Genomic DNA, 19,136 nt, shown 5'->3' with positions numbered 1-19,136 from the left:
TGAGAAAATAAGGATTGGGCAGAATGGCGCAGAAAGTAATTCCGAGGATTATTCAAAACGAAACACATCCCGGGGCAAATATGGGTTCGAAAGGGACATTTAAAGAGAAATTGAAATCGCCGCAGTTTATTGTGACCGGCGAAGTTTCACCGCCGAAAGGCACCGATTTTTCATCGGCAATTGAAAATATGAAAACGATTCAGGGGTTTGTCGATGCGATCAATGTGACGGATAATCAATGTGCGACGCTTCATATGTCGTCGCTTGCATTTGCGCGCCTGATGATTGAAAACGGTTATTCGGACCCGGTGATGCAGATGACTTGCCGCGACCGCAACAGAATCGGGCTTCAAGCGGATCTGCTCGGCGCTGCCGCGCTCGGTATTCCCAATATTCTTGTGATGAGCGGCGACCATCCGAAATGCGGCGACCATCCGACTGCCAAGCCTGTTTACGATTTGGATTCGGTTCAGCTTTTAAAAACGATCAATCATTTGAAGAAAGGTTATGATTTTTCGGGAAGCGGTTTGTCCGGCGCGCCTGATTTTTGTGTCGGCGTTGTTTCGAATGCCGATCCTGATGAACGCCTTCAAATCATGAAACTTGAGAAGAAACTTTCGTTTGGCGTTGATTTTATTCAAACGCAGGCGATTTTTGATATTGAAAAATTCAAGGAATTTTTGGAAAAAATCGAAACGGATGTGCCGATTATTGCCGGAATTATTCCGATTCGTTCGGCTCAAATGCTTCGCTACATGGATGACAATATTCCGGGGATTACGGTCCCGAAAGAGATTCATGAACGGATTCAATCATCGGATGACGCGGTTTCTGAAGGAATGGCAATCGCCGCCGAATTGATCAGGCAGCTCAAGCCGGTTTGCCGCGGAATTCACATGATGCCTGTCGGCGCGCATACTTACACCGAAAAAATTCTGAAAAAGGCGCACGTTCTTGAATGATTGAATTCGAGCGCGCTTTTTTAATTGATTTTCTTTTGTTCGTTTCTGTTTTGTTCTGCCTTTTGTTTGATTCTGTTTTTGTTTGATTTATTGATTTAAAAGAGAGGACGTTTTGGTTTCGTATTTTCAATAAAACGAGAGTATTTTGATTTGTTTTTCATTAAATTCGTTGGTTCCATTTTTGATTTTATTTTTTTAATTGGTTTTGCTTTTGGCTTTTTTGTTTGAAAAATGGGGCGGCTCGCGCGGGCGGCGGCAGCCGCTGCCGGCAATGCGAACCTGACCGGCAAGCGGAAACAAACACCGCCCTCCCACTGCAAACAGAAACCTGACCGGTAGCGGCAACAAACACCACCCTCCAACTGCAAACAGAAACCTGTAGGTAGCAGCGGCACGTTCGCGAATGCGAACGGATTACGATTAAAATGAGCAGATACACGCGGAAACAGAGACCGCCCCGACAACAGCAACACTAAAAGACAGTTGCAGATTGGCAGTCTCGGCAGGGGCTGACAGCAAAAAACAGGGGTAAGAAAACACTTGGCAGGAGCCGAGAAGCAATTTACAGTCAACGGTTTTGAATGTTTCATTTCGTATGGGAAGAATCCGCCAAGTCTCAATTCCCTTCGCTACGCTGCGGGAATTTCAACTTGCGGGGACGGTTCTTTGTCTTTTAATTCACATTTATTTCGATTGAAACATCATTTTTTATCAAAATTATTCAAAAACGGAACGCCAATTTTTAATGAAATCTATTTTTAAATTTTGGGTTTTATCGGGCGTTCAGGTTCACCGACTTTTGAAAATTGGATGTTTGGGTTTCAACGTGAAAAAATAAAAATGAAAATAAAAATAAAAATGAAAATAAAAATGAAAATAAAAATGAAAATAAAAATGAAAATAAAAATGAAAACAAGAGTCGATTTTGAAAAAATGGATTTTCCGTAACTCTTTTAATGAATGGCGGATTTTGTTATTGTTTGGTGTATTGATACATTAATTTATTTTAAATTCTGAAAAAGGTCTTTTCATGTCTTTACAGTCTCAAAATTCAAAGCCGCTTGAAATTTTCGGCTTAAAAAGTGATTTGATTCATCCGGGCGATGATATATTTTTAAAAATCAGCGCGGCATTTCAAAATGCCGGGGTTTTGCCTCAGGAAAATGATATTCTTGTGATTGCGGAATCGGCGCTGGCAACATCCGAAAACCGCGTTGTTTGTCTTTCGGATATTGAGCCCGGCGCAGAAGCGCTTGAATATGAAAAACTGCATCAGGTTGACGCGCGCGAAGCCGAACTTGTGATTCGCGAGTCCGATGTCATTTTCGGCGGCGTCTTCGGCGTTCTTTTGACGCTTAAAGCCGGAATGCTTTGCCCGAATGCGGGGATTGACAATTCAAATGCACCCGACGGATGCGTCATTTTGTATCCCGAAAATCCGACGAAAAGCGCGAAAGCAATCGCTTCTTTTATTTTAGATAAATTCGGCGTTCGCGTCGGCGTTATTATCGCAGACAGCCGGACACAGCCGCTGCGCCTCGGATGTACGGGCGTTGCAATCGGCGCTGCCGGCTTTCATGCCACCGTTGACAAGCGCGGTGAAACCGATTTGTTCGGGCGTCCGCTGACTGTTACGCGCGTTGCTGTTGCCGACAATCTGGCATCTGCCGCCGTTGCGGTGATGGGGGAGAGCAACGAAAGCACGCCGTTTGCTCTGATTCGAAATGCGAGTGCCGTTTTTGATCCGGAAGTTTCGGGAATTATTACAATTCCTCCCGAAGAATGTATGTACTGGGGCGTTCTTCAAAAAGGGAAAGTAAAACCTCGAAAATGAAAAGCTATTTAAAAGTGTATGCAATTTTATTCGTTAACCTTAATTAAAATAACAGGTGAAAAAAATGAGTTTGGAAGTTATTGATTTTACAGCTGCTTGGTGCGGTCCTTGTAAAATGCAGAAGCCGATTATTGAAGAATTGGCAGGCAAATATACTGATGTTAAGTTCAGCGTTGTCGATGTTGATGAAAATCAAGAAATGGCGCGCCAATATTCGATTCACGCAATCCCGACGATTGTGATTTTGTCAAACGGCGAACTGGTCAGCAGTTTTGTCGGCTTGACGTCTAAAGAAAAAATGGAAACCGAGATTGAAAAATATCTCTGATTTCTCTCATTTTTTCTTTTTTTTGAAAAACGAAACAGAGTTGTCAATTAACAGGTTGAAAAACTGAGTGCTTTTTCAATTGATTTTGAAAAGCAAATGTGCATTTTCGATTATTTGTTTGAAAAGCAAATGTACATTTTCGATTATTTGTTTGAAAAGCAAATGTGCATTTTCGATAATTTTTTTGAAAAGCAGAGCGGCTCGCGGGCGGGCGGCATTTCTGTCGGCGGTAACGTGAGCGGCAAGGCAGCAACGGAAACGGTTGGTAACAGCGGAAACGCAAACCTAAAGGTAGCAGCGGCACGTTCGCGAATGCGAACGGATTACGATTAAAATGAGCAGATGCACGCGGCAACAGAAACCTGATTGGCAACGGCAATCTTAAAAGACAGTTGCAGACTTGCAGACCTGTTCGGAGTTGACAGTAAAATACAGTTGCATACGAGCCGGCCCATTCAGCGCCGAATGCAACTGAAAAAGCAGAATGTTTTAAAATTTTTATTTCGTATGGGAAGAATCCGCCAAGTCTCATTTCCTCGCTGCGCTCGGAAATTCAACTTGCGGGGGCGGTTTTTGAAATATTATCAAATTAAAAACAGATTGAAACATCATCTTTCATTGAAATTATTCAAAAACGGAACGCCTTCTTTTATCGAAATCTAAAACATTTAAGATTAGGGTTTTATCGGGCGTTCAGGTTCACCGATTTCTGAAATTGGATGTTTGGGTTTCATTGCGAAAAACAAAAATAAAAATGAAGAACGAGTTTGAAAAAAATAAAGTAAAAACTGAATGATCATTTCAATGAAAACAAAATAAAAAGGAGAACAAGTTTGAAAAATTAAATAAAAATGATGTCATTAACGCGCGCGGCGACTGCGCATTCAGCGGACTGCACATTCTTGCCCGCTGCCCGAATCACTGCATTTTGTACCTGAGAATTGCGGCAATTCCGCCGAGCGAATTCAATTTCTGCCCCGGCTCAAACTCGGTGCTGAAAACGATGATTTTTCCCTGACCCGCTTCGACATCTTTCATCATTTTTTCAATCGACAAATCAAATGCGTTGTCCGCCGTCTCTCTTTCTTCGCGCAATTTTTCATCGGCGACAAGAAGTGTTTCAACGGCGCCGTAATCAATTGCCGTCTTCACTTCGGCGGGGCCGTAAGCGGCTTTGCCGTCGATTGCAATCTCTTTCAGCAGCTCATCCATCATCGCCGCTTCGCGCGAGAGGCGCGACTCCTGCATAATTTTATCAATTGAACCTTTCTTCAAAACCTCAAGGAATCCCGGAATTCCGATCATCGTGCTGTCTTCAACAGCGGTTTTTGAAGCAATTTCGGGATACGCTTTTTTGAAATAATCCATAAAATCATCTTTTGTAAAACCTGGGCCGCAAACGACAACGGCAGCGCTTTCATCGTAAACGAAATTCAATTGGTCGGCGATTTCTTTAAAGAAAACATCTCGGAGACCGCCTTCGCGTTTTCCGGAAGATTGGCGAATATGAGAATACGGTTCAATCCCGTAATGACGAACCAAACCGATGTCGGCGTCACCTTCTTCGATCCCGGCGATAATAACGGACGGGCGTTTGCCGGCGATTTCCGCTTCTTTGATGCGCTCCAGCTGATCGTTTTTCCATTCATTTTTGATAATCGACAAATTCATGCCTTCTTCAATGTTGAGCGTGTGATGCATTCCGGTGTCCATTCCGTGTTCAATCACGCCTTGAATGCGCAGGCGGTTTGCGAATTTATGGAACTCGACTTTTTCAACGCGAATGCCGAGGCGAACGGTCACTTTTTCCAATTTTTCCGGACGGATTTTGTCGCCTGCGCCTTCCGGCTTTCTTTTCGTGAGCGCGAAAATCAAGTCGTTGGGATCAATAATGTATTTCAAGTGCCAAAGATCTTCAAGCGTCTCCGCTAAGAGCGCGATTTCACCGCTTCTGCCTTTCAAATCTTTTTTCAGCACTTTCATTTTGTTCACCGTTTTCTTGTTTTTGATTATTTTTGATTATATTAATTTTAAATTTTATTGATTTATTTCATCGTTTATTCCATCGGTTTATCTCATCGTTTTATTTCATATTTTCCATCAGCTTCATGCTTTCATCTTTCGCCTTTCCGCCTTCAGGACCTTTCCTGATATCCGATTCACCCGGCGGCATTACCATTGCAATCAAATCGGGCGATGCGATTTGTTTCAAAAACTTTTGATCCTTAATCATATCCGTATAAAGGCGGTAAATTTTCTTTGACAAATCATTCTGATTGAATTTTCCGGGAACGATTTCGCAAACGTAATCACCGTTTTTCGTCACAGCCGAAATCGGACCGCCGATGGCGCGTGTCTCGGGCCTGAATTCCAAACCGACGGCAAGCTCAAGCGTCACGTTTTCAAAATAACGGCGCTCGCCGCGAATGATAAAAGAGCCTTTCGGGACGTATTCGCCGGACTCCGGCGTTTTTGAAACCTGATCGCCTTTCACCATGTAACAGTCGCCCGACGCGCTTCCGCCTTTCCAAAGCGTAGAATGAGAAACGGCAAACGTCGCCGCTTCCTGAAGCGTCGTTTCGGGAACCTCTTTCCCTTCCGACTTCACGACCGTGAGCGGTGCGCCCGGATGCTGCGTGTGAAAAACAAAGTCGCGCTTTTCCATATATTTTTTGAAAATTTCTTCATTGGAATCGGAATCACGCCCGCCGACAACCAAAAATCCGTCCGACGAAATGAACCACTTGAAACGGTCGTACCAATGTTTCTTTCGTTTAAGGACAAATTCCGTGTTTTTGGATTTGTCTTCCTTCTTCTCCTTTTCTTTCTTTTCAATAATCGCCTGCGTATCGGCAAGCGCCTTCTCGGCACCGTCTTTCTTTTTCTCAAACTTCTTTGCCAAATCGTAATAGACATTGGCGTTTTGAGGAACCGTTTTTCGGATGTCCAAAACCGCTTTAAAATCTTTCAAATCAACCGTCACAGACGCGTCCGCCGGCTGAATCGACAAAATCGCTTTCGCCGCTTCATTTGAATTTTCTTTTTTGGCGGCGTCAATAATCTTTTTGATCTCATCCCACGACCGGCCACTGTCACGCGCGCCGTTTAAGACATTTAAAATCGACTCGACAAAAGCGTAATTGGAATAAATCGATTCCGCGATTTTCGTGTTCTTTTCGATTTCGCGGTCAAACTTTTCAATCGTCTCCGTCTGCTGTTTCAAGCGGCGCTCATAAATGCCGAGTTTTTTGTCCTGCTTGACTTCTTCCTTTTTGACTTCGACTTCTTTCAACGCTGTTTTCCCAAACGCTTCATCCAACGCTTCCGAAAACGTTTTGAATTCAACGAACGGCAAGCCTTTGTATTGCGCCAAATCAAGCGCGACGACATCGGCAATTTCCATTCCGGCCGGAAGCGTGAACGCGGGTGCGGCGCTGTTGTCTGCCGGGTCGGCTGCGTTTGCCGCTGCATTTACTGCGGCGCTGCTGCCGCCTGCCGGGCTGTTTGCGTCTGCATCTGTTGCTGCTGCATCTGTTGCTGCTGCATCTGCTGCTGCTGCATCTGCTGCTGCTGCATCTGCTGCTGTTACTGCTGCCGCCGCGCCGCCCGCGTCAACAACATCCCCCGTTTTTTCCGAAACAATTGAACTTGGATCCGCTTTTTCGATATCTTTCTCGACACCATTCTCGGATTCTTTTTCCGCCTTTCCTTTTTCTTTCTTTTCTTTCAAAATCAAACGCGGGCTGAAACTGCCGTTTCGAATCGGATCAAGCATTTCATTGATCGTATTGTAAATAATTTGAATATCGTCATCCGTCAATTCGTTAGCGGGTTTTGTTTTGTCAATGCTGCATCTTTTGAAAACTTCTTCTGAATACAAACCGCCGAGATTGAACTGATTCGCAAGCGTTCGAATCGCATCTCTGTCGGATACCGACAGAATCTCTTTCATTTCTTCGACACTCGTTTTCATCGGATTGATTTGATTTTTCGGAAGCTCGTAAATTTCACCCGAGCGGATTCTGCGCTCCCGAAACGTCACCGGCTTCATCGGCAGAATGATTCTTCCGTCCTTGTCGGTCAAAATGATATTGCCTTTGGAGAAAAGTTCGGCGATGAGAATGCTTTCTTCGCCGCCGCGGACGAGCCCGATTTTAACGATTCTGTCAAACTCATGCTGCTCGATTGAGATGATTCTTGCGCCCGTAATGTATTTTCGAAGCAGCATCGGAAAACTCTGCGCCACTTTCGGCGATTCTTTCAGATACTTGCTCATATGCAGGCGTTTGCCGCTTTCAATAATTAAATTGTCGCGTCCCCTGTTTCGGGCAAATAAGTTAATGCGGATTTCATTTTCATCGGGCTGATAGATTTTTTCGATTTTCGCGTCTATCAGAGTCGTATTTCCCGTTGTTAATTCCGCAACAATCGCTGCCACATCAGCGCTCGTCATTTCTTGTTTCATTGAAAGATATAATAATACAAATGTCTATAAATATTATCAACATTCAGAGTATCGAATCGAATGAATCAATATTTATAAGCCAATAATTATGAATCAATAAATCTCATCTGAAGTTTTTTAAATCAAATACTTCTTTTAACATTCAACTTCCATTCAAAATTAATTCCAACATTCACTTTAATTTCAAATTCAACATATTCAATTCAACTGTTTATTCAATCGGTGTCAAAATGGATGAGCTGACAAAGCGTTTCTTAAAAGCGAAATTTCAATCGCATTACAAAAATTTGAACCTTCAGCTGCCGCCTTCTTTCACGTCGCGCGAATGGGGTTTCATTTCATTTGATCCGATGCCCGATGTCATTATGAAACGCCACAAATATTTCGGATCGTTCAACGAAGTTTCCGAATACTTAATCGGCATGGCACCGGCGCACGTTTATTATTCCGTTGCTTATTACGATATGCCGGGCGCGCCGCGCATGGATCAAAAAGGCTGGAAAGGCGCGGACCTGATTTTCGATTTGGACGCCGACCATCTGCCGGGCGCGAAAATGACGTATTCCGATATGCTTGACCATGTCAAAGCGGAATCATTGAAGCTCGCCGATTTTCTGATTGACGACTTCGGCTTTCCCGAAGAGAACATCGAACTTGTCTTTTCGGGCGGGCGCGGCTATCACTTTCACATTTATGACGACAAAATCTCTCAGCTCGACAGCGCCGAACGCCGCGAAATCGTGAATTATATCAGCGGGCGCGATTTGGATTTTAAATTTTTCTTCAAAGAAGTCGCCATGGTCGGCGATACGGGTTCGGGTTCTAAAGAATTCATGGGCAAGCGCGGCAAAATTCCGACAAAATGGGTTTTGGAAGGATATGAAAACGGCTGGGGCAAACGAATTGCAGGATATGTCGTTGATTATTTGAGAGCCGAAGCGGAAATCGGAAAAGAAAATCCTAAGGAAATGTTTAAAGACTTAAAGGAGAATAAAATAGCGGGAGATGCAACTTTAAAAAAGCTGGCGGCATTTGCTGCTGATGAAGCGCTGCTTGCGGAAATCAAAGACAAAGGACGCTTGGATTTCCCCGTTAAAGATTTTAAGACCATTATTGAATATATCATTCAAAAAACCGTTGCGGAATTCGGCGTCGATGCCGGCGCAAGCGTTGACGAGCCGGTGACGGGCGACATTAAAAGACTGATCCGCTTTCCGGGGTCGCTTCACGGCGGTTCCGGCTTTGAAGTGCAGACGCTTTCATTTGACCGGCTGCCCGGCTACGATCCGCTGACGGATTCGCTGGCGTTTGACGACAAACCGACGAAGGTTCGAATTCAGCGTCCGTTTTCATTCATGCTCAACGGACAGGATTTTTCCGTGACAGAGGGGAACATCGAGCTTCCCGAATACGCCGCTGTATACTTAATGTGCAGGGGAGTTGCAAATTATGGATATTGATAAAACGCTTGAAGAGGTTAAACAAACGGTTCGCAGAGAAAAGGCTCGCGATTTAAAACCGATTCCTTCCGACTTTTATTCAACGGCGACGGTCGCTGCCAAGAATCTGGAAGCGGAGATGATGAAAATCGGCCGCCCGAGATCTGTGGAGTACAAGATGCTGGAAGATGAGCTCTCGGGTCTTGTGACGGATGTTGAAACCGTTTTTATGAAGCGCGCCGGAAAAGTTGTTGAGCGCGCGACGTCAGGCGCTTTTACGAATTCCAAAAATATTCTTTTGAAAAAAGATGTCGACAAATTACTGCCGGCCGAACAGCAGCTTTATGAAGATGTGCTTCAGGCGATTTTAAAAGCGCGAACGGCTTTGATTGCGGAATTGGTCGACGCGGACAAAGATGAATATAAACCGATCGTCAAATCCGAACAGAAAGGTCAGATGCCGATTCAGAAAAACGAGCCAAAATCGGAAATTAAAGCGGAAGTTAAAGCAGAAGCAAACGCGGAAATTAAAAATGAATCTAAAATTGAAGCAAAGACTGAATCTAAGATTGAAAATTCGGCGGCAAAAACCGCTTCAAATTCTTCTGAATCTGCCGCGCACGCGCCGAATCAGGCACCGTCATCTTCCGCAAATGTTATAAATGAGAATTACGTTCTTGTCCGAATATTAAAGGATTTACCTGAATTTATGGGCGAAGACAAGCAAACTTATCAGCTCAAGGCGCAGGACGAGGTCGAATTGCCGGCCGCGAATGCGAACTTGCTGATAAAACGCGGCGTCGCCTTAGGTATAACCGGCAGTTCCGAAGGCAATCCGGAATCGTGATGCTGTCAAATGATTATTTGTATTGTTTGGCATCTTTAATCGCGAAACGGATGTGCGTCCCGATATTTATTGTGAGAAACGGCGTACTGCATTGCAGAAGCGCGCGACCGATCGTATCATTCCGGCAACGGATCCTTTTATAATTTATTTGAATTCCGCGCGGGCTTATCCCGCGGAATGTTAAGGAATCGCAGGTGAACATCATGAAGATGCCCAAGAACATTAAAACATATTGCCCGTTCTGCAAAAAGCACACGGAAATTTCTTTGGAGAGAGTTAAGAAAGGCAAAGCCTCCTCTCTTACAATGATTGCCAGACAAAAGAAAAGACAAACCGGTATTGGTAACGCCGGTAAATTCTCTAAGGTTCCCGGCGGTGACAAGCCGACCAAGAAGATCGCGCTCAAATACAGATGCACGGAATGCAAAAAAGCGCACCAGAGAAAAGGCTTTAGAGCAAAGAAATTCGAATTTGTGGAGTGAGGCAAAATGACAGATTATACAAACAAACCCAAAAGCAGATTTTTGCGCGTGAAATGCAATGACTGTGAAAACGAACAGATCATTTTCGGCAGCGCAAGCAGAAAGGTTGTCTGCAACAACTGCGGAAGAATTCTTTCCGAATGCACGGGCGGTAAATCAAACATTACAACCCACATTCTTGAAGTCCTCGAGTAATCGAGACTTCTCAATCATTTTTTGATTGTTTTCATTTTATTTTACTAATTTCATATTTATCTCCTATTTTTTAATTTTTTATATTTTATTTTGGGAAGCGCCGCCGCGCGCGAACGGCATCAATTTTATTTTGTTTTCAAACATGTCCCTCGTTTTTATTTTATTTTATTTTTTCAAACTCGTTCTTCATTTTTATTTTTGATTTTCACAATGAAACCCAAACATCCAATTTTAAGAAAATCGGTAAACCTGAACGCCCGATAAAACCCAAAATTTAAAAATAGATTTCATTAAAAATTGGCGTTCCGTTTTTAAATAACTTTGATAAAAATGATGTTTCAATCGAAAAACAAAATAAATGAAAAGTTCAAACAACGCCACCGCAAGTTGAGTTTCCGAAGCGAAGCGGAGGAAACGAGACTTGGCGGATTCTTCCCATGCGAAAATAAAAACTAAAAAACAGTCCGATTTTTCAGCTGTGTCCGGCTCCTGCAAAATGCTTTCCTACCCCTGTCTTTTACTGTCAGCTCCGAACAGGTCTGCAAATCTGCAACTGTCTTTTAGTGTTGCTGCTGTCAATCAGGTTTGCGTTTCTGCGTACATCTGCTCATTTTATGGTAATCCGTTCGCATTCGCGAACGTGCTGCCGCTACCTTCGGGTTTGCGCTGCCGCCGCTACCTTCGGGTTTGCGCTGCCGCCGCTACCTTCGGGTTTGCGCTGCCGCTGCTACCTTCGGGTTTGCGCTGCTGCTGCCGCCAACCGTCACCGCCCCGCACTCGCAGCAACCCGCCGTCGCGCGCGAGTCGCTCCGCTTTTCAAAAAAAACATGAAAACAATCTGCCAATTTTTAACGAATATTTTCAAATCGAAGTCTCGGTTTCTTCTTTGTTTTCCGAAATACGCCGTTGTCTTTCAAAAAACCAAATCACAAACAAAGCCGACAAAATCCCGACAACTGCGCCCGCGATAATATCCGACGGATAATGAACCGATAAATAAAGGCGCGCAAGCCCTGCAATTGAAGCAAGAATGAAAAGCGGGATCGCAAATTTTCTGAAATGATAAGCTGCAACGGTTGCAACCGTAAACGCTGTTGTCGTGTGACCGGACGGGAATGAGCCGATTGGGAGTGTCGGAACAAGCATATCAGCTGCCGTTAATCCGAGTTCAACATACGGGCGCGGGCGGGCGATGATTTCTTTCAGAATTCCGGTAATTCCAGTACTGAGAAGAACGGCGACGATTAAGATGAAAAAAAGCGGTTGAGTTTCTTTTTTCAGAAGAAAAATGAGTGAGAGAAGAATTGCGCCGACTCTGAATGTGCCGAGATAAGAAAGCGAAATCGCGATGAAATCAAAAAAAGAATTGCCGCCGGCAAGATAGATTTTTAAAACGGCGGCAGAATCAATCATTTGGATAAAATCAATCGGATTCATTTTCAATTCCTGTCTCTTCGTGTCTTTTAATATATTTTAATGTCTTTTAATGTCTTTTTCATTCTTTTCGATTTTTGACGGGTTCGGTGACTTTTTATTTTGTTTTATTTTGTTTTATTTTGCTTTATTTTGCTTTATGTTACTTTATTTTACTTTAAGAGTGCCTTTATATGAGTCTTTTATTTATATTTGAAGTGTATAAATATGAACCATTATTGAATTTACATCAAAAATTAAAAATAAAAATCGAAATTCAATCCTGAATTGAGTTTCGGTCAGAGGGATATGTCTATTGATAACTAAACAACAACAAGGTGTTAACCATATAAATTAAAAATATTATTTGAATTGTATTGAAACTGAATTATATAAGCTGATGTTGATTCCTGAAAATGAATCAAACAAATCATGATCAGTGTATAGTGTCGATTATATTTGCAATGCTCAATCCCATTTCGACAACAATAACGGAGAGTATATATTATGACTGATGAAATCCCGAACAGACAGAGAGCCGACCCCACGTTTGAGCACAAACGCCACGGAGAACGCAAGCAGGACAGCGGACGCGATGACCGTGAGGAATGGGTTTGGGTTTTGGATTATCTCCCGTACGGCAGGGAAACAGACAATCGTCCGGTTTACCAGAAAAAACCGCTCATTCACGCACTCGGCGACAATAAACTCATTTTGATGGAATTGATTCCGATTGAAGACAAAATTCCGCCCGCCCACCTCAAAACACATATCGGCGGAAGAGACGAAGAATATGTTGAGCGCGTCAAATCCAGAATTTCTTATGACGAACTTTCAAACGGCGCGAAATTAGAACTCCCGCTCGTTTTGGAAGATTACGTAACGGCAAACGAAAGCCGTTTCATTGAGTTTTTCAGCAAAGCAGCCCCCCTTTCCATGCGCCAGAACAGTCTTGAACTGCTCCCCGGCGTCGGCAAAAAGCTGATGCAGGATGTTTTGGACGCCTCCAAAAAAGGACCGTTTGAAGGATTCGCCGACTTAAAAGAACGTGTACCCGCGCTCCACAACCCCGAAAAACAGATCGTTCAGCGCATTATTGAAGAAATGAAAGGCGGTCAAAAGTATTACGTTTTCGCAGCCGCGCCGTCCCGCGCGCTGACACAGCCGCGCGAAGAAGGCGGTGGCGACAGAACCGGCAATCGCAATTACGGCGGCGGCAGAGACAGCAGACATGGCGGCGGAGATCGCAGCGGCAGCCGTGACAGCAACCGCGACGGCAGAAGCAGCAACTACGGCGGCGGGCGCAGCAGCGGTTACAGCAACAGAAGAGATTAAAAAGATCTCATTCCAAACAAAATCAAAATAAATAAAAACAAAAATAAACCAAAAATTAAATCGAAAAATGAAAAACAAAACGATTACAAAAACACTTGAAATCGGGAATTATCCCGATTCTTTTTTATTTTCTTTTTCATTTTTATCTTTATCTTTATCTTAATTTTCTAAATCAGAATTATTAAATTCAAATTATCAAAATTTTAATTATCAAAATTTTAAAACATTTAAAAATCTGATCTTAAATTCTTAACACTAAAAACCTTAAATTTTACACTAAAAACCTTAAATTTTTAACACTAAAAATCTTAAATCCTTAACATTAAAAATCTAAAATTATCAAATAAAACAGGATTATCATGGTTCGTCAAATTCTCAAGGAATATAATGTCAAAGGCGGCAAAATGGATCAGCATTTTCTGATTGACGCCGCCGCTTTAGATGAAATTATCGACGCTGCCCGATTGGAACCGGCAGATATTGTTCTTGAAATCGGCGGCGGAATCGGAAATCTCAGCGAACGGATTGCGCCGCGCGTTTCAAAGCTGATCATCATCGAACTCGACCCGCAAATGGTTCGCGTTCTTAAATCCCGCCTTTCCGTTTATGAAAATATTGAAATCATTCAAGGAAACGTCATGGACATCGATTTATCAAAACTGCAATTCAACAAAATCGTTGCCAATCTGCCGTATTCGATTTCCTCTGATGTTACTCTCAAATTTCTTCAACATAAATTTGATCTCGCCGTTTTGATGTATCAATACGAATTCGCGCAGCGATTAACAGCCGACTCCGGCGGCAAAGATTACGGGCGCCTCTCCGTTCACGTTCAATACAAAACAGATGCTTCCCTGATTCTGAAAGTCCCGAAAGAATCGTTTGAACCCGCGCCGAAAGTAGATTCCGCCGTCATTCAACTGATTCCGAGGCCCGCGTCTTACGCCGTTGAAGACGAAAAATTCTTTTTCGCGGTGACAAAAGCGCTTTTTTCCCAGCGCCGGAAAAAGATCAAAAACACACTTCTCGGTAGCCCTTTGAAATCGGAAATTCCTGACTTAAAAGATGTTTTAGATAATTTGTCGGATCAGCCGCTTGATAATTCTCTTGTTTCAAATGCGCTTCAAAATAAAACCGTCGGCGATCTTTTGTCCATGCGCGCCGAAGAATTGTCGCCGGCAGATATCGCTTATTTCTCAAATTTGCTTTACGGAAAAAAATCGAAATAATACATTTCACATTTCAAAAAATAAAATCAAACAAAAACAAAATCAAACAAGAAAAACAAGATCAAAATCGCAAGGTGAATAAATGTCTGATGAAACCGTCGACGGCAAACAACCCGTCATTGTTACAAAAGTAGAATACAAAGGAACGAAAGTCTCCGTTTTGGAAGATGTTTATGAACCTGCCGAAGATACATTTTTGATGGCGGACTGCGCTGTTTCGGAAATCGCAAAATTGATTCCCGAATCAAATGATGATGCGCTTTTTGAAAAAATCGTGAATATCGAAAATGATGATGATGAAAAGATTGGAAATGCCGGACTCGGAAACACAGACGGCGTCGGCAAAATCAAGAACTTTGATGCCTTTGATTTTTTTGATAATTTTTTCGCATTTGAAGTCGGCTGCGGTTCCGGATTTGTTTCCGCATTTATTCAAAACCGATTCCCGGATTTGCATGTGTCGGCTGTCGACATCAATCCGAATGCCGTTGCCTGCGCGCGTATGAACGGCGTTCGCGCGTTTGAATCGGATATGTTCGGCGTTTTTGAAAAACCGAGACATCTGCGTTCGATTGATACGCCTGTTGAAGATGCGGCGCCGGCAAAACCGCCGCTCGGGTTTGACTTAATCATATTCAATCCGCCGTATTTGCCGACATCGGAAGATGAAAAAGTGAGCGGCATGCTCAATTACGCTTTTGACGGCGGCGTTGACGGACGCGAGAGCATCAATCGTTTTTTGAATGAAGTCGGCGATTATCTCAAAGACGGCGGCTTCTTTTTGCTTTTGATTTCTTCGATAACAGGATTAGATGAAACCGCTGCCGAAATGGAAAACTGCGGATTTTCGACAGAAGTTATCGGTACGACCAAATGTTCTTTTGAAGAATTGATGGTATTGAAAGGAAAACGTCTTTCTGAAAGTTAATTGAAATTCAAAAAGGCTCTCATTCCGTTCTTTTTTCACAATGTTTAAATATAATTGCAGGCTTTGAGTATTTTACTTCAATAACACATCAATAACGTATGCCGCCTTAACTCAGATGGTAGAGTGTCTGGCTGTTAACCAGAATGTCACAGGTTCGAGCCCTGTAGGCGGCGCTTGTTGTTTTAAATATTTTTGTTAATTTTCATTTATTTAATTTTGTTTTGTTATGAATCAATTCAATTTCAATCATTTTTAAAAATTCTGCGAATTATTCGAAAATATTTTAACTTTAAAACGTCATCAATGTATTGATTCATCATATCTTTCGCGCGGGCCTGTAACTCAGCGGTTAGAGTGCTCGGCTCATAACCGAGCGGTCACTGGTTCAAATCCTGTCAGGCCCACTCAAAAGTTTTAAAATTAAATAAATAAAATAAATTTTAAAATTTAAAACTGACAATTTCACAACAATTTTCGGTCATAAATTTTATATACAATATAACAGTTTTTCAAATCTGTTCAATTACGTATATGCCGCCTTAACTCAGATGGTAGAGTGTCTGGCTGTTAACCAGAATGTCACAGGTTCGAGCCCTGTAGGCGGCGCTTCTCTTTTCTTTATATTTGCCCCGACAGTTTTTTTGATTTATTTTTGCCGGCATTTTCATAAAAATTCAGATTGTTTTCCCGTTATTTTTTAGAAAAATATTTGAAAAAACGGAGACGGATGTAAACCATAAATAAAATGCGGCATTTCGCGCGCGACCGCGTGACAGACTTTAAAAGCAGACGCAGACGCCAAGACCCAAACGCAACCCGACACCACACTCCAACTGCAAACAAACATCGCCCTCCAACTGCAAACAAACACCTCCATCCAAGCACAAACAAACACCGCCCTCCAAGCGCAAACCGGCGAAGCCTGAAAAATCGCGAAGCGATTTTTTACAAACACCGCCCTCCACCTGCCCATGAAATTTTGTGAGAGACAGCCGACAGGCTGTCACGAACAAAATTTGAACAAACTTTTAACCAAACTTTTAACAAACTTTTAACAAACTTTTAACAAACTTTTAACCAAACTTTTAACCAAACTTTTAACCAAACTCTTAATAATCTAATCTTCCTTTAGACCATATCTCAAATTTTTTATTATTTTCGATTCTACCCTTTTTGAGGCCGGATGTTTATGATTACAGAAAAAGATGTTTTAGTTCCGTTAGACGTGCCCGCAGATTATCACGACGATTATATCGCCAATTATCTCCGCGCAACGCAAAATACAGGCCGCTTAATGCTTTTTGCAGGCGACCAAAAAATCGAACATTTAAACGACGACTTTTACGGCGACAACATTCCCGAAGAAGACAACGATCCCGAACACTTATTCCGAATCGCGCAAAACGCTGAAATCGGTGTTTTCGCAACGCAAATGGGACTTCTCGCGCGCTACGGCATGGATTATCCCGACTTGACTTATTTAGTCAAAATGAACTCCAAAACACATCTCGTCAAAACATCTCAAATCGACCCTTACAGCGGCCAATTGTACGACATCGACCAACTTCTGGAATTTAAAGAAAACAGCGGCCTTAACATTGTCGGCATCGGTTATACGATTTATCTCGGCAGCGAATACGAATCCGATATGCTCGCCGAAGCCGCCCAATTAATTTACGAATGCCACCGCGTCGGCTTAATCACTGTTTTATGGATCTATCCCCGCGGCCAAGCCGTCATCGACGAAAAAGATTCTCACCTCATTGCAGGCGCAACCGGCGTTGCCGCTTGTTTGAACTCCGACTTTGTTAAAGTCAACGCGCCGCGCGCAAAAGACGGTCAGGACTCAGCCGTTTTGCTCAAAGAAGCAGTCATTGCAGCCGGCCGAACAAAAGTCGTCTGCGCCGGCGGATCCAACGCCGAGCCCGAAGACTTTTTAAAAGAACTTTACAAACAGTTAAATGTCAGCGGCGCAGAAGGCAACGCAACCGGCAGAAACATCCACCAAAAACCGCTGGAAGAAGCTGTCCGCATGTGCAACGCAATCAACGCGCTCACCATCAGACGCGTGCCGATTGAAGAAGCAATCCGAATTTACAGAGGAGAATAAACTCCTCTGCATTCATTTATTTACTCATTATACATTTAATTTTATACAGCAGATTCACACAATCAGATTCATATAATCGGTTTTAACACAATCAGTTTATTCATATTCAATTTCATATATTCAATTTCATACATTCAATTTTATATAATTTATTTCACATAATTTATTTCACAGAATTTATTTCACAGAATTCATCTTCCTATTCACCGATTATACGAAAACGATGTTTTTCAGCGGTTGAAGTCTCTTTTTGTCGGTTTTTTCAAGTCAATATTTTTATAGGAGAAAAATGATTTTGCTGTATAGTTTACACGGGTAAAAGGTTTATTCAAACTGATTTAAGCTTTCATATCTCAAATTTATTTTTTAAGGTGTAATTCATGCAAGAAGAAAAAAGCAAATGGGTAAAATACGGCGCCATTTTTGCCATCCTCATTATGGTCGGCTCAGGTGTATTTGTCGGACTCATGTATTGGGACGGCCTGACCGGCGACGAAAACGCAACAATCGAATATCCTTTCGCAGATGTTCCCGGAACACATGCAAATTTCACGTTTAAGAACGCGAAAGATGCGGCCCAATATGTTCCCGAAGATGTTTTGAGTATCAACATTCTGAAAGTCTATGACAATGACACGATTGATCAAACGCTTCAAACAAGTTTCCCCGGAGCGGAACCCGCAAGACTTTTAACTGCGTCTTACCTGACCGGCGGACTTGAATATGTTGTTCTCGAAAGCGAAGAAAACGTAAGCATTGTCCTTAACGGCAGCAAGCCTCAATATGAAGACTACGAAGATTACAATATTATCTTTATCAGCCCCTACCAGCGCGTCATTGCGGGAAACCCGTTGATCATTGCGTCGTTTTACAATTATGTTGCAGACAACTCATTGGCTAAAAAAGCAGTTGATGTTTTGGCAGGAAAATCAGCCGGCTCCACAACTTTAAATGATATTTTGGAATACGCTGACGATACCGAAACCTATGATGAAATCATTGTTTACAAAGCAAACAACGGCAGCAACTATGAAAAGTACTACCAGCGCTCTTCCCAGTATGTCAACATGACAACATTCCAATTGGCTTTCCAGTTAGAATCCATCATCCTCAATCCGAATGATGAAATGAAGCAAGCCGTCTACGACCTTGCCGAAAATGCAAGCGAAGGAATCGAATTTACGATCACGGAAGAAGACAACGTTATGAAAACATATGTGGACGGAGCGGACTACACCTCTTTCATGACAGACACAAACGCGTTGTATAAATTGATTTCAGATCACACGAAGCAGTCAACAACTGCTTAATTTAAATGATTTTTAATTTATGTTTTGAACTGAGTTGAATTTGAATCAACTCTTTTCTTTCTTTTTCATTCTCTTTTATCTCTTCGTTTTTACAGCTTCGAAAACAGGTATATGCTGCCGTTAACCGCCGCTGCCGCCTCGCACGAGCACTCGGATTTCATTCAATTTTAAAACATGACCATATTTCTCATTTTTATTGTTTTTTTCTTTGAATTGATTTTGAAAAAGCATTCGCTGCACCGTCCAATGTTATTAAAAG

21 protein-coding genes and 3 tRNA genes are annotated in these 19,136 nt (G+C 42.6%); 17 read left to right on the top strand and 7 right to left on the bottom strand.

Annotated elements, in window-relative coordinates:
* The first annotated feature begins 23 nt into the window (after positions 1 to 23).
* Positions 24 to 962, top strand: coding sequence for a methylenetetrahydrofolate reductase (locus MmiHf6_RS10120; protein ID WP_316557661.1), 939 nt, complete (start codon positions 24 to 26; stop codon positions 960 to 962).
* A 187-nt stretch (positions 963 to 1,149) separates the two neighbouring features.
* Here the strand turns inward: MmiHf6_RS10120 and MmiHf6_RS10115 are convergent, their stop codons facing one another.
* Both MmiHf6_RS10115 and MmiHf6_RS10110 read right to left on the bottom strand, forming a co-directional pair.
* Positions 1,150 to 1,401, bottom strand: coding sequence for a hypothetical protein (locus tag MmiHf6_RS10115; protein WP_316557660.1), 252 nt, complete (start codon positions 1,399 to 1,401; stop codon positions 1,150 to 1,152).
* Positions 1,383 to 1,523: a hypothetical protein gene (locus tag MmiHf6_RS10110; protein WP_316557659.1), complete on the bottom strand. Its 141-nt coding sequence runs from the start codon at positions 1,521 to 1,523 to the stop codon at positions 1,383 to 1,385. The genes MmiHf6_RS10115 and MmiHf6_RS10110 overlap by 19 nt, the downstream gene beginning before the upstream one ends.
* Before the next feature lie 204 nt (positions 1,524 to 1,727).
* On the opposite strand from MmiHf6_RS10110, the gene MmiHf6_RS10105 reads away from it, so the two are divergent.
* The 4 genes from MmiHf6_RS10105 to MmiHf6_RS10090 all read left to right on the top strand — a co-directional run bounded on the left by MmiHf6_RS10105 (position 1,728) and on the right by MmiHf6_RS10090 (position 3,457).
* Positions 1,728 to 1,910, top strand: a complete 183-nt coding sequence (locus MmiHf6_RS10105) for a hypothetical protein (protein WP_316557658.1) — start codon at positions 1,728 to 1,730, stop codon at positions 1,908 to 1,910.
* An 82-nt stretch (positions 1,911 to 1,992) separates the two neighbouring features.
* Entirely contained in the window at positions 1,993 to 2,796 is an 804-nt protein-coding gene (gene cofE / locus MmiHf6_RS10100) for a coenzyme F420-0:L-glutamate ligase (protein ID WP_316557657.1), read from the top strand.
* A 64-nt stretch (positions 2,797 to 2,860) separates the two neighbouring features.
* Positions 2,861 to 3,124, top strand: a complete 264-nt coding sequence (locus MmiHf6_RS10095; RefSeq protein WP_316557656.1) for a thioredoxin family protein — start codon at positions 2,861 to 2,863, stop codon at positions 3,122 to 3,124.
* A gap of 96 nt (positions 3,125 to 3,220) precedes the next feature.
* Positions 3,221 to 3,457, top strand: coding sequence for a hypothetical protein (locus MmiHf6_RS10090; protein ID WP_316557655.1), 237 nt, complete (start codon positions 3,221 to 3,223; stop codon positions 3,455 to 3,457).
* Here the strand turns inward: MmiHf6_RS10090 and MmiHf6_RS10085 are convergent.
* From MmiHf6_RS10085 to rqcH, 3 genes are all read right to left on the bottom strand, one after another.
* Positions 3,454 to 3,579: a hypothetical protein gene (locus MmiHf6_RS10085; protein ID WP_316557654.1), complete on the bottom strand. Its 126-nt coding sequence runs from the start codon at positions 3,577 to 3,579 to the stop codon at positions 3,454 to 3,456. The genes MmiHf6_RS10090 and MmiHf6_RS10085 overlap by 4 nt on opposite strands.
* Before the next feature lie 463 nt (positions 3,580 to 4,042).
* Entirely contained in the window at positions 4,043 to 5,107 is a 1,065-nt protein-coding gene (locus tag MmiHf6_RS10080; RefSeq protein WP_316557653.1) for an mRNA surveillance protein pelota, read from the bottom strand.
* 100 nt (positions 5,108 to 5,207) lie between these two features.
* A complete protein-coding gene (rqcH, locus tag MmiHf6_RS10075; RefSeq protein ID WP_316557652.1) occupies positions 5,208 to 7,562 on the bottom strand; it encodes a ribosome rescue protein RqcH in 2,355 nt (784 codons plus the stop codon).
* 257 nt (positions 7,563 to 7,819) lie between these two features.
* Here rqcH and priS point away from each other — a divergent pair, with 257 nt between their 5' ends.
* From priS to MmiHf6_RS10055, 4 genes are all read left to right on the top strand, one after another.
* Positions 7,820 to 9,049, top strand: a complete 1,230-nt coding sequence (gene priS, locus MmiHf6_RS10070) for a DNA primase catalytic subunit PriS (protein ID WP_316557651.1) — start codon at positions 7,820 to 7,822, stop codon at positions 9,047 to 9,049.
* The gene (locus MmiHf6_RS10065; RefSeq protein ID WP_316557650.1) at positions 9,039 to 9,875 is read left to right on the top strand and encodes a DNA replication complex subunit Gins51; all 837 of its coding nucleotides are present in this window, start codon (positions 9,039 to 9,041) and stop codon (positions 9,873 to 9,875) included. Before priS ends, MmiHf6_RS10065 begins: the two co-directional genes overlap by 11 nt.
* Before the next feature lie 203 nt (positions 9,876 to 10,078).
* Positions 10,079 to 10,357: a 50S ribosomal protein L44e gene (locus tag MmiHf6_RS10060; RefSeq protein ID WP_316557649.1), complete on the top strand. Its 279-nt coding sequence runs from the start codon at positions 10,079 to 10,081 to the stop codon at positions 10,355 to 10,357.
* 6 nt (positions 10,358 to 10,363) lie between these two features.
* Positions 10,364 to 10,552, top strand: coding sequence for a 30S ribosomal protein S27e (locus MmiHf6_RS10055; protein WP_316557648.1), 189 nt, complete (start codon positions 10,364 to 10,366; stop codon positions 10,550 to 10,552).
* Between the two features lie 861 nt (positions 10,553 to 11,413).
* Here MmiHf6_RS10055 and MmiHf6_RS10050 read toward each other — a convergent pair.
* A complete protein-coding gene (locus MmiHf6_RS10050) occupies positions 11,414 to 11,989 on the bottom strand; it encodes a phosphatase PAP2 family protein (RefSeq protein ID WP_316557647.1) in 576 nt (191 codons plus the stop codon).
* A gap of 483 nt (positions 11,990 to 12,472) precedes the next feature.
* On the opposite strand from MmiHf6_RS10050, the gene MmiHf6_RS10045 reads away from it, so the two are divergent.
* From MmiHf6_RS10045 to MmiHf6_RS10020, 6 genes are all read left to right on the top strand, one after another.
* On the top strand, positions 12,473 to 13,300 hold the full coding sequence (locus MmiHf6_RS10045; RefSeq protein ID WP_316557646.1) for a DUF655 domain-containing protein: 828 nt from the start codon (positions 12,473 to 12,475) through the stop codon (positions 13,298 to 13,300).
* 359 nt (positions 13,301 to 13,659) lie between these two features.
* Positions 13,660 to 14,529 carry a 16S rRNA (adenine(1518)-N(6)/adenine(1519)-N(6))-dimethyltransferase RsmA gene (rsmA, locus tag MmiHf6_RS10040; protein WP_316557645.1) on the top strand — a complete coding sequence of 290 codons (870 nt, stop codon included), beginning with the start codon at positions 13,660 to 13,662 and terminating at the stop codon, positions 14,527 to 14,529.
* 82 nt (positions 14,530 to 14,611) lie between these two features.
* Positions 14,612 to 15,457 carry a HemK2/MTQ2 family protein methyltransferase gene (locus MmiHf6_RS10035; RefSeq protein WP_316557644.1) on the top strand — a complete coding sequence of 282 codons (846 nt, stop codon included), beginning with the start codon at positions 14,612 to 14,614 and terminating at the stop codon, positions 15,455 to 15,457.
* Between the two features lie 100 nt (positions 15,458 to 15,557).
* Positions 15,558 to 15,630 (top strand) — tRNA-Asn (locus tag MmiHf6_RS10030).
* Between the two features lie 158 nt (positions 15,631 to 15,788).
* Positions 15,789 to 15,861 (top strand) — tRNA-Ile (locus tag MmiHf6_RS10025).
* Between the two features lie 129 nt (positions 15,862 to 15,990).
* Positions 15,991 to 16,063, top strand: a tRNA-Asn gene (locus MmiHf6_RS10020).
* Between the two features lie 91 nt (positions 16,064 to 16,154).
* Here the strand turns inward: MmiHf6_RS10020 and MmiHf6_RS10015 are convergent.
* Positions 16,155 to 16,412, bottom strand: a complete 258-nt coding sequence (locus tag MmiHf6_RS10015; protein ID WP_316557643.1) for a hypothetical protein — start codon at positions 16,410 to 16,412, stop codon at positions 16,155 to 16,157.
* 228 nt (positions 16,413 to 16,640) lie between these two features.
* On the opposite strand from MmiHf6_RS10015, the gene MmiHf6_RS10010 reads away from it, so the two are divergent.
* Together MmiHf6_RS10010 and MmiHf6_RS10005 are read left to right on the top strand one after the other, a co-directional pair.
* On the top strand, positions 16,641 to 17,567 hold the full coding sequence (locus MmiHf6_RS10010; RefSeq protein WP_316557642.1) for a beta/alpha barrel domain-containing protein: 927 nt from the start codon (positions 16,641 to 16,643) through the stop codon (positions 17,565 to 17,567).
* 380 nt (positions 17,568 to 17,947) lie between these two features.
* Positions 17,948 to 18,877: a hypothetical protein gene (locus MmiHf6_RS10005; RefSeq protein WP_316557641.1), complete on the top strand. Its 930-nt coding sequence runs from the start codon at positions 17,948 to 17,950 to the stop codon at positions 18,875 to 18,877.
* Positions 18,878 to 19,136: the final 259 nt, after the last annotated feature.

The sequence above is a fragment of the Methanimicrococcus hongohii genome, assembly GCF_032594095.1.
Taxonomy (GTDB): Archaea; Halobacteriota; Methanosarcinia; order Methanosarcinales; family Methanosarcinaceae; genus Methanimicrococcus; species Methanimicrococcus hongohii.
This window is presented reverse-complemented; position numbering and strand designations above follow the sequence as displayed.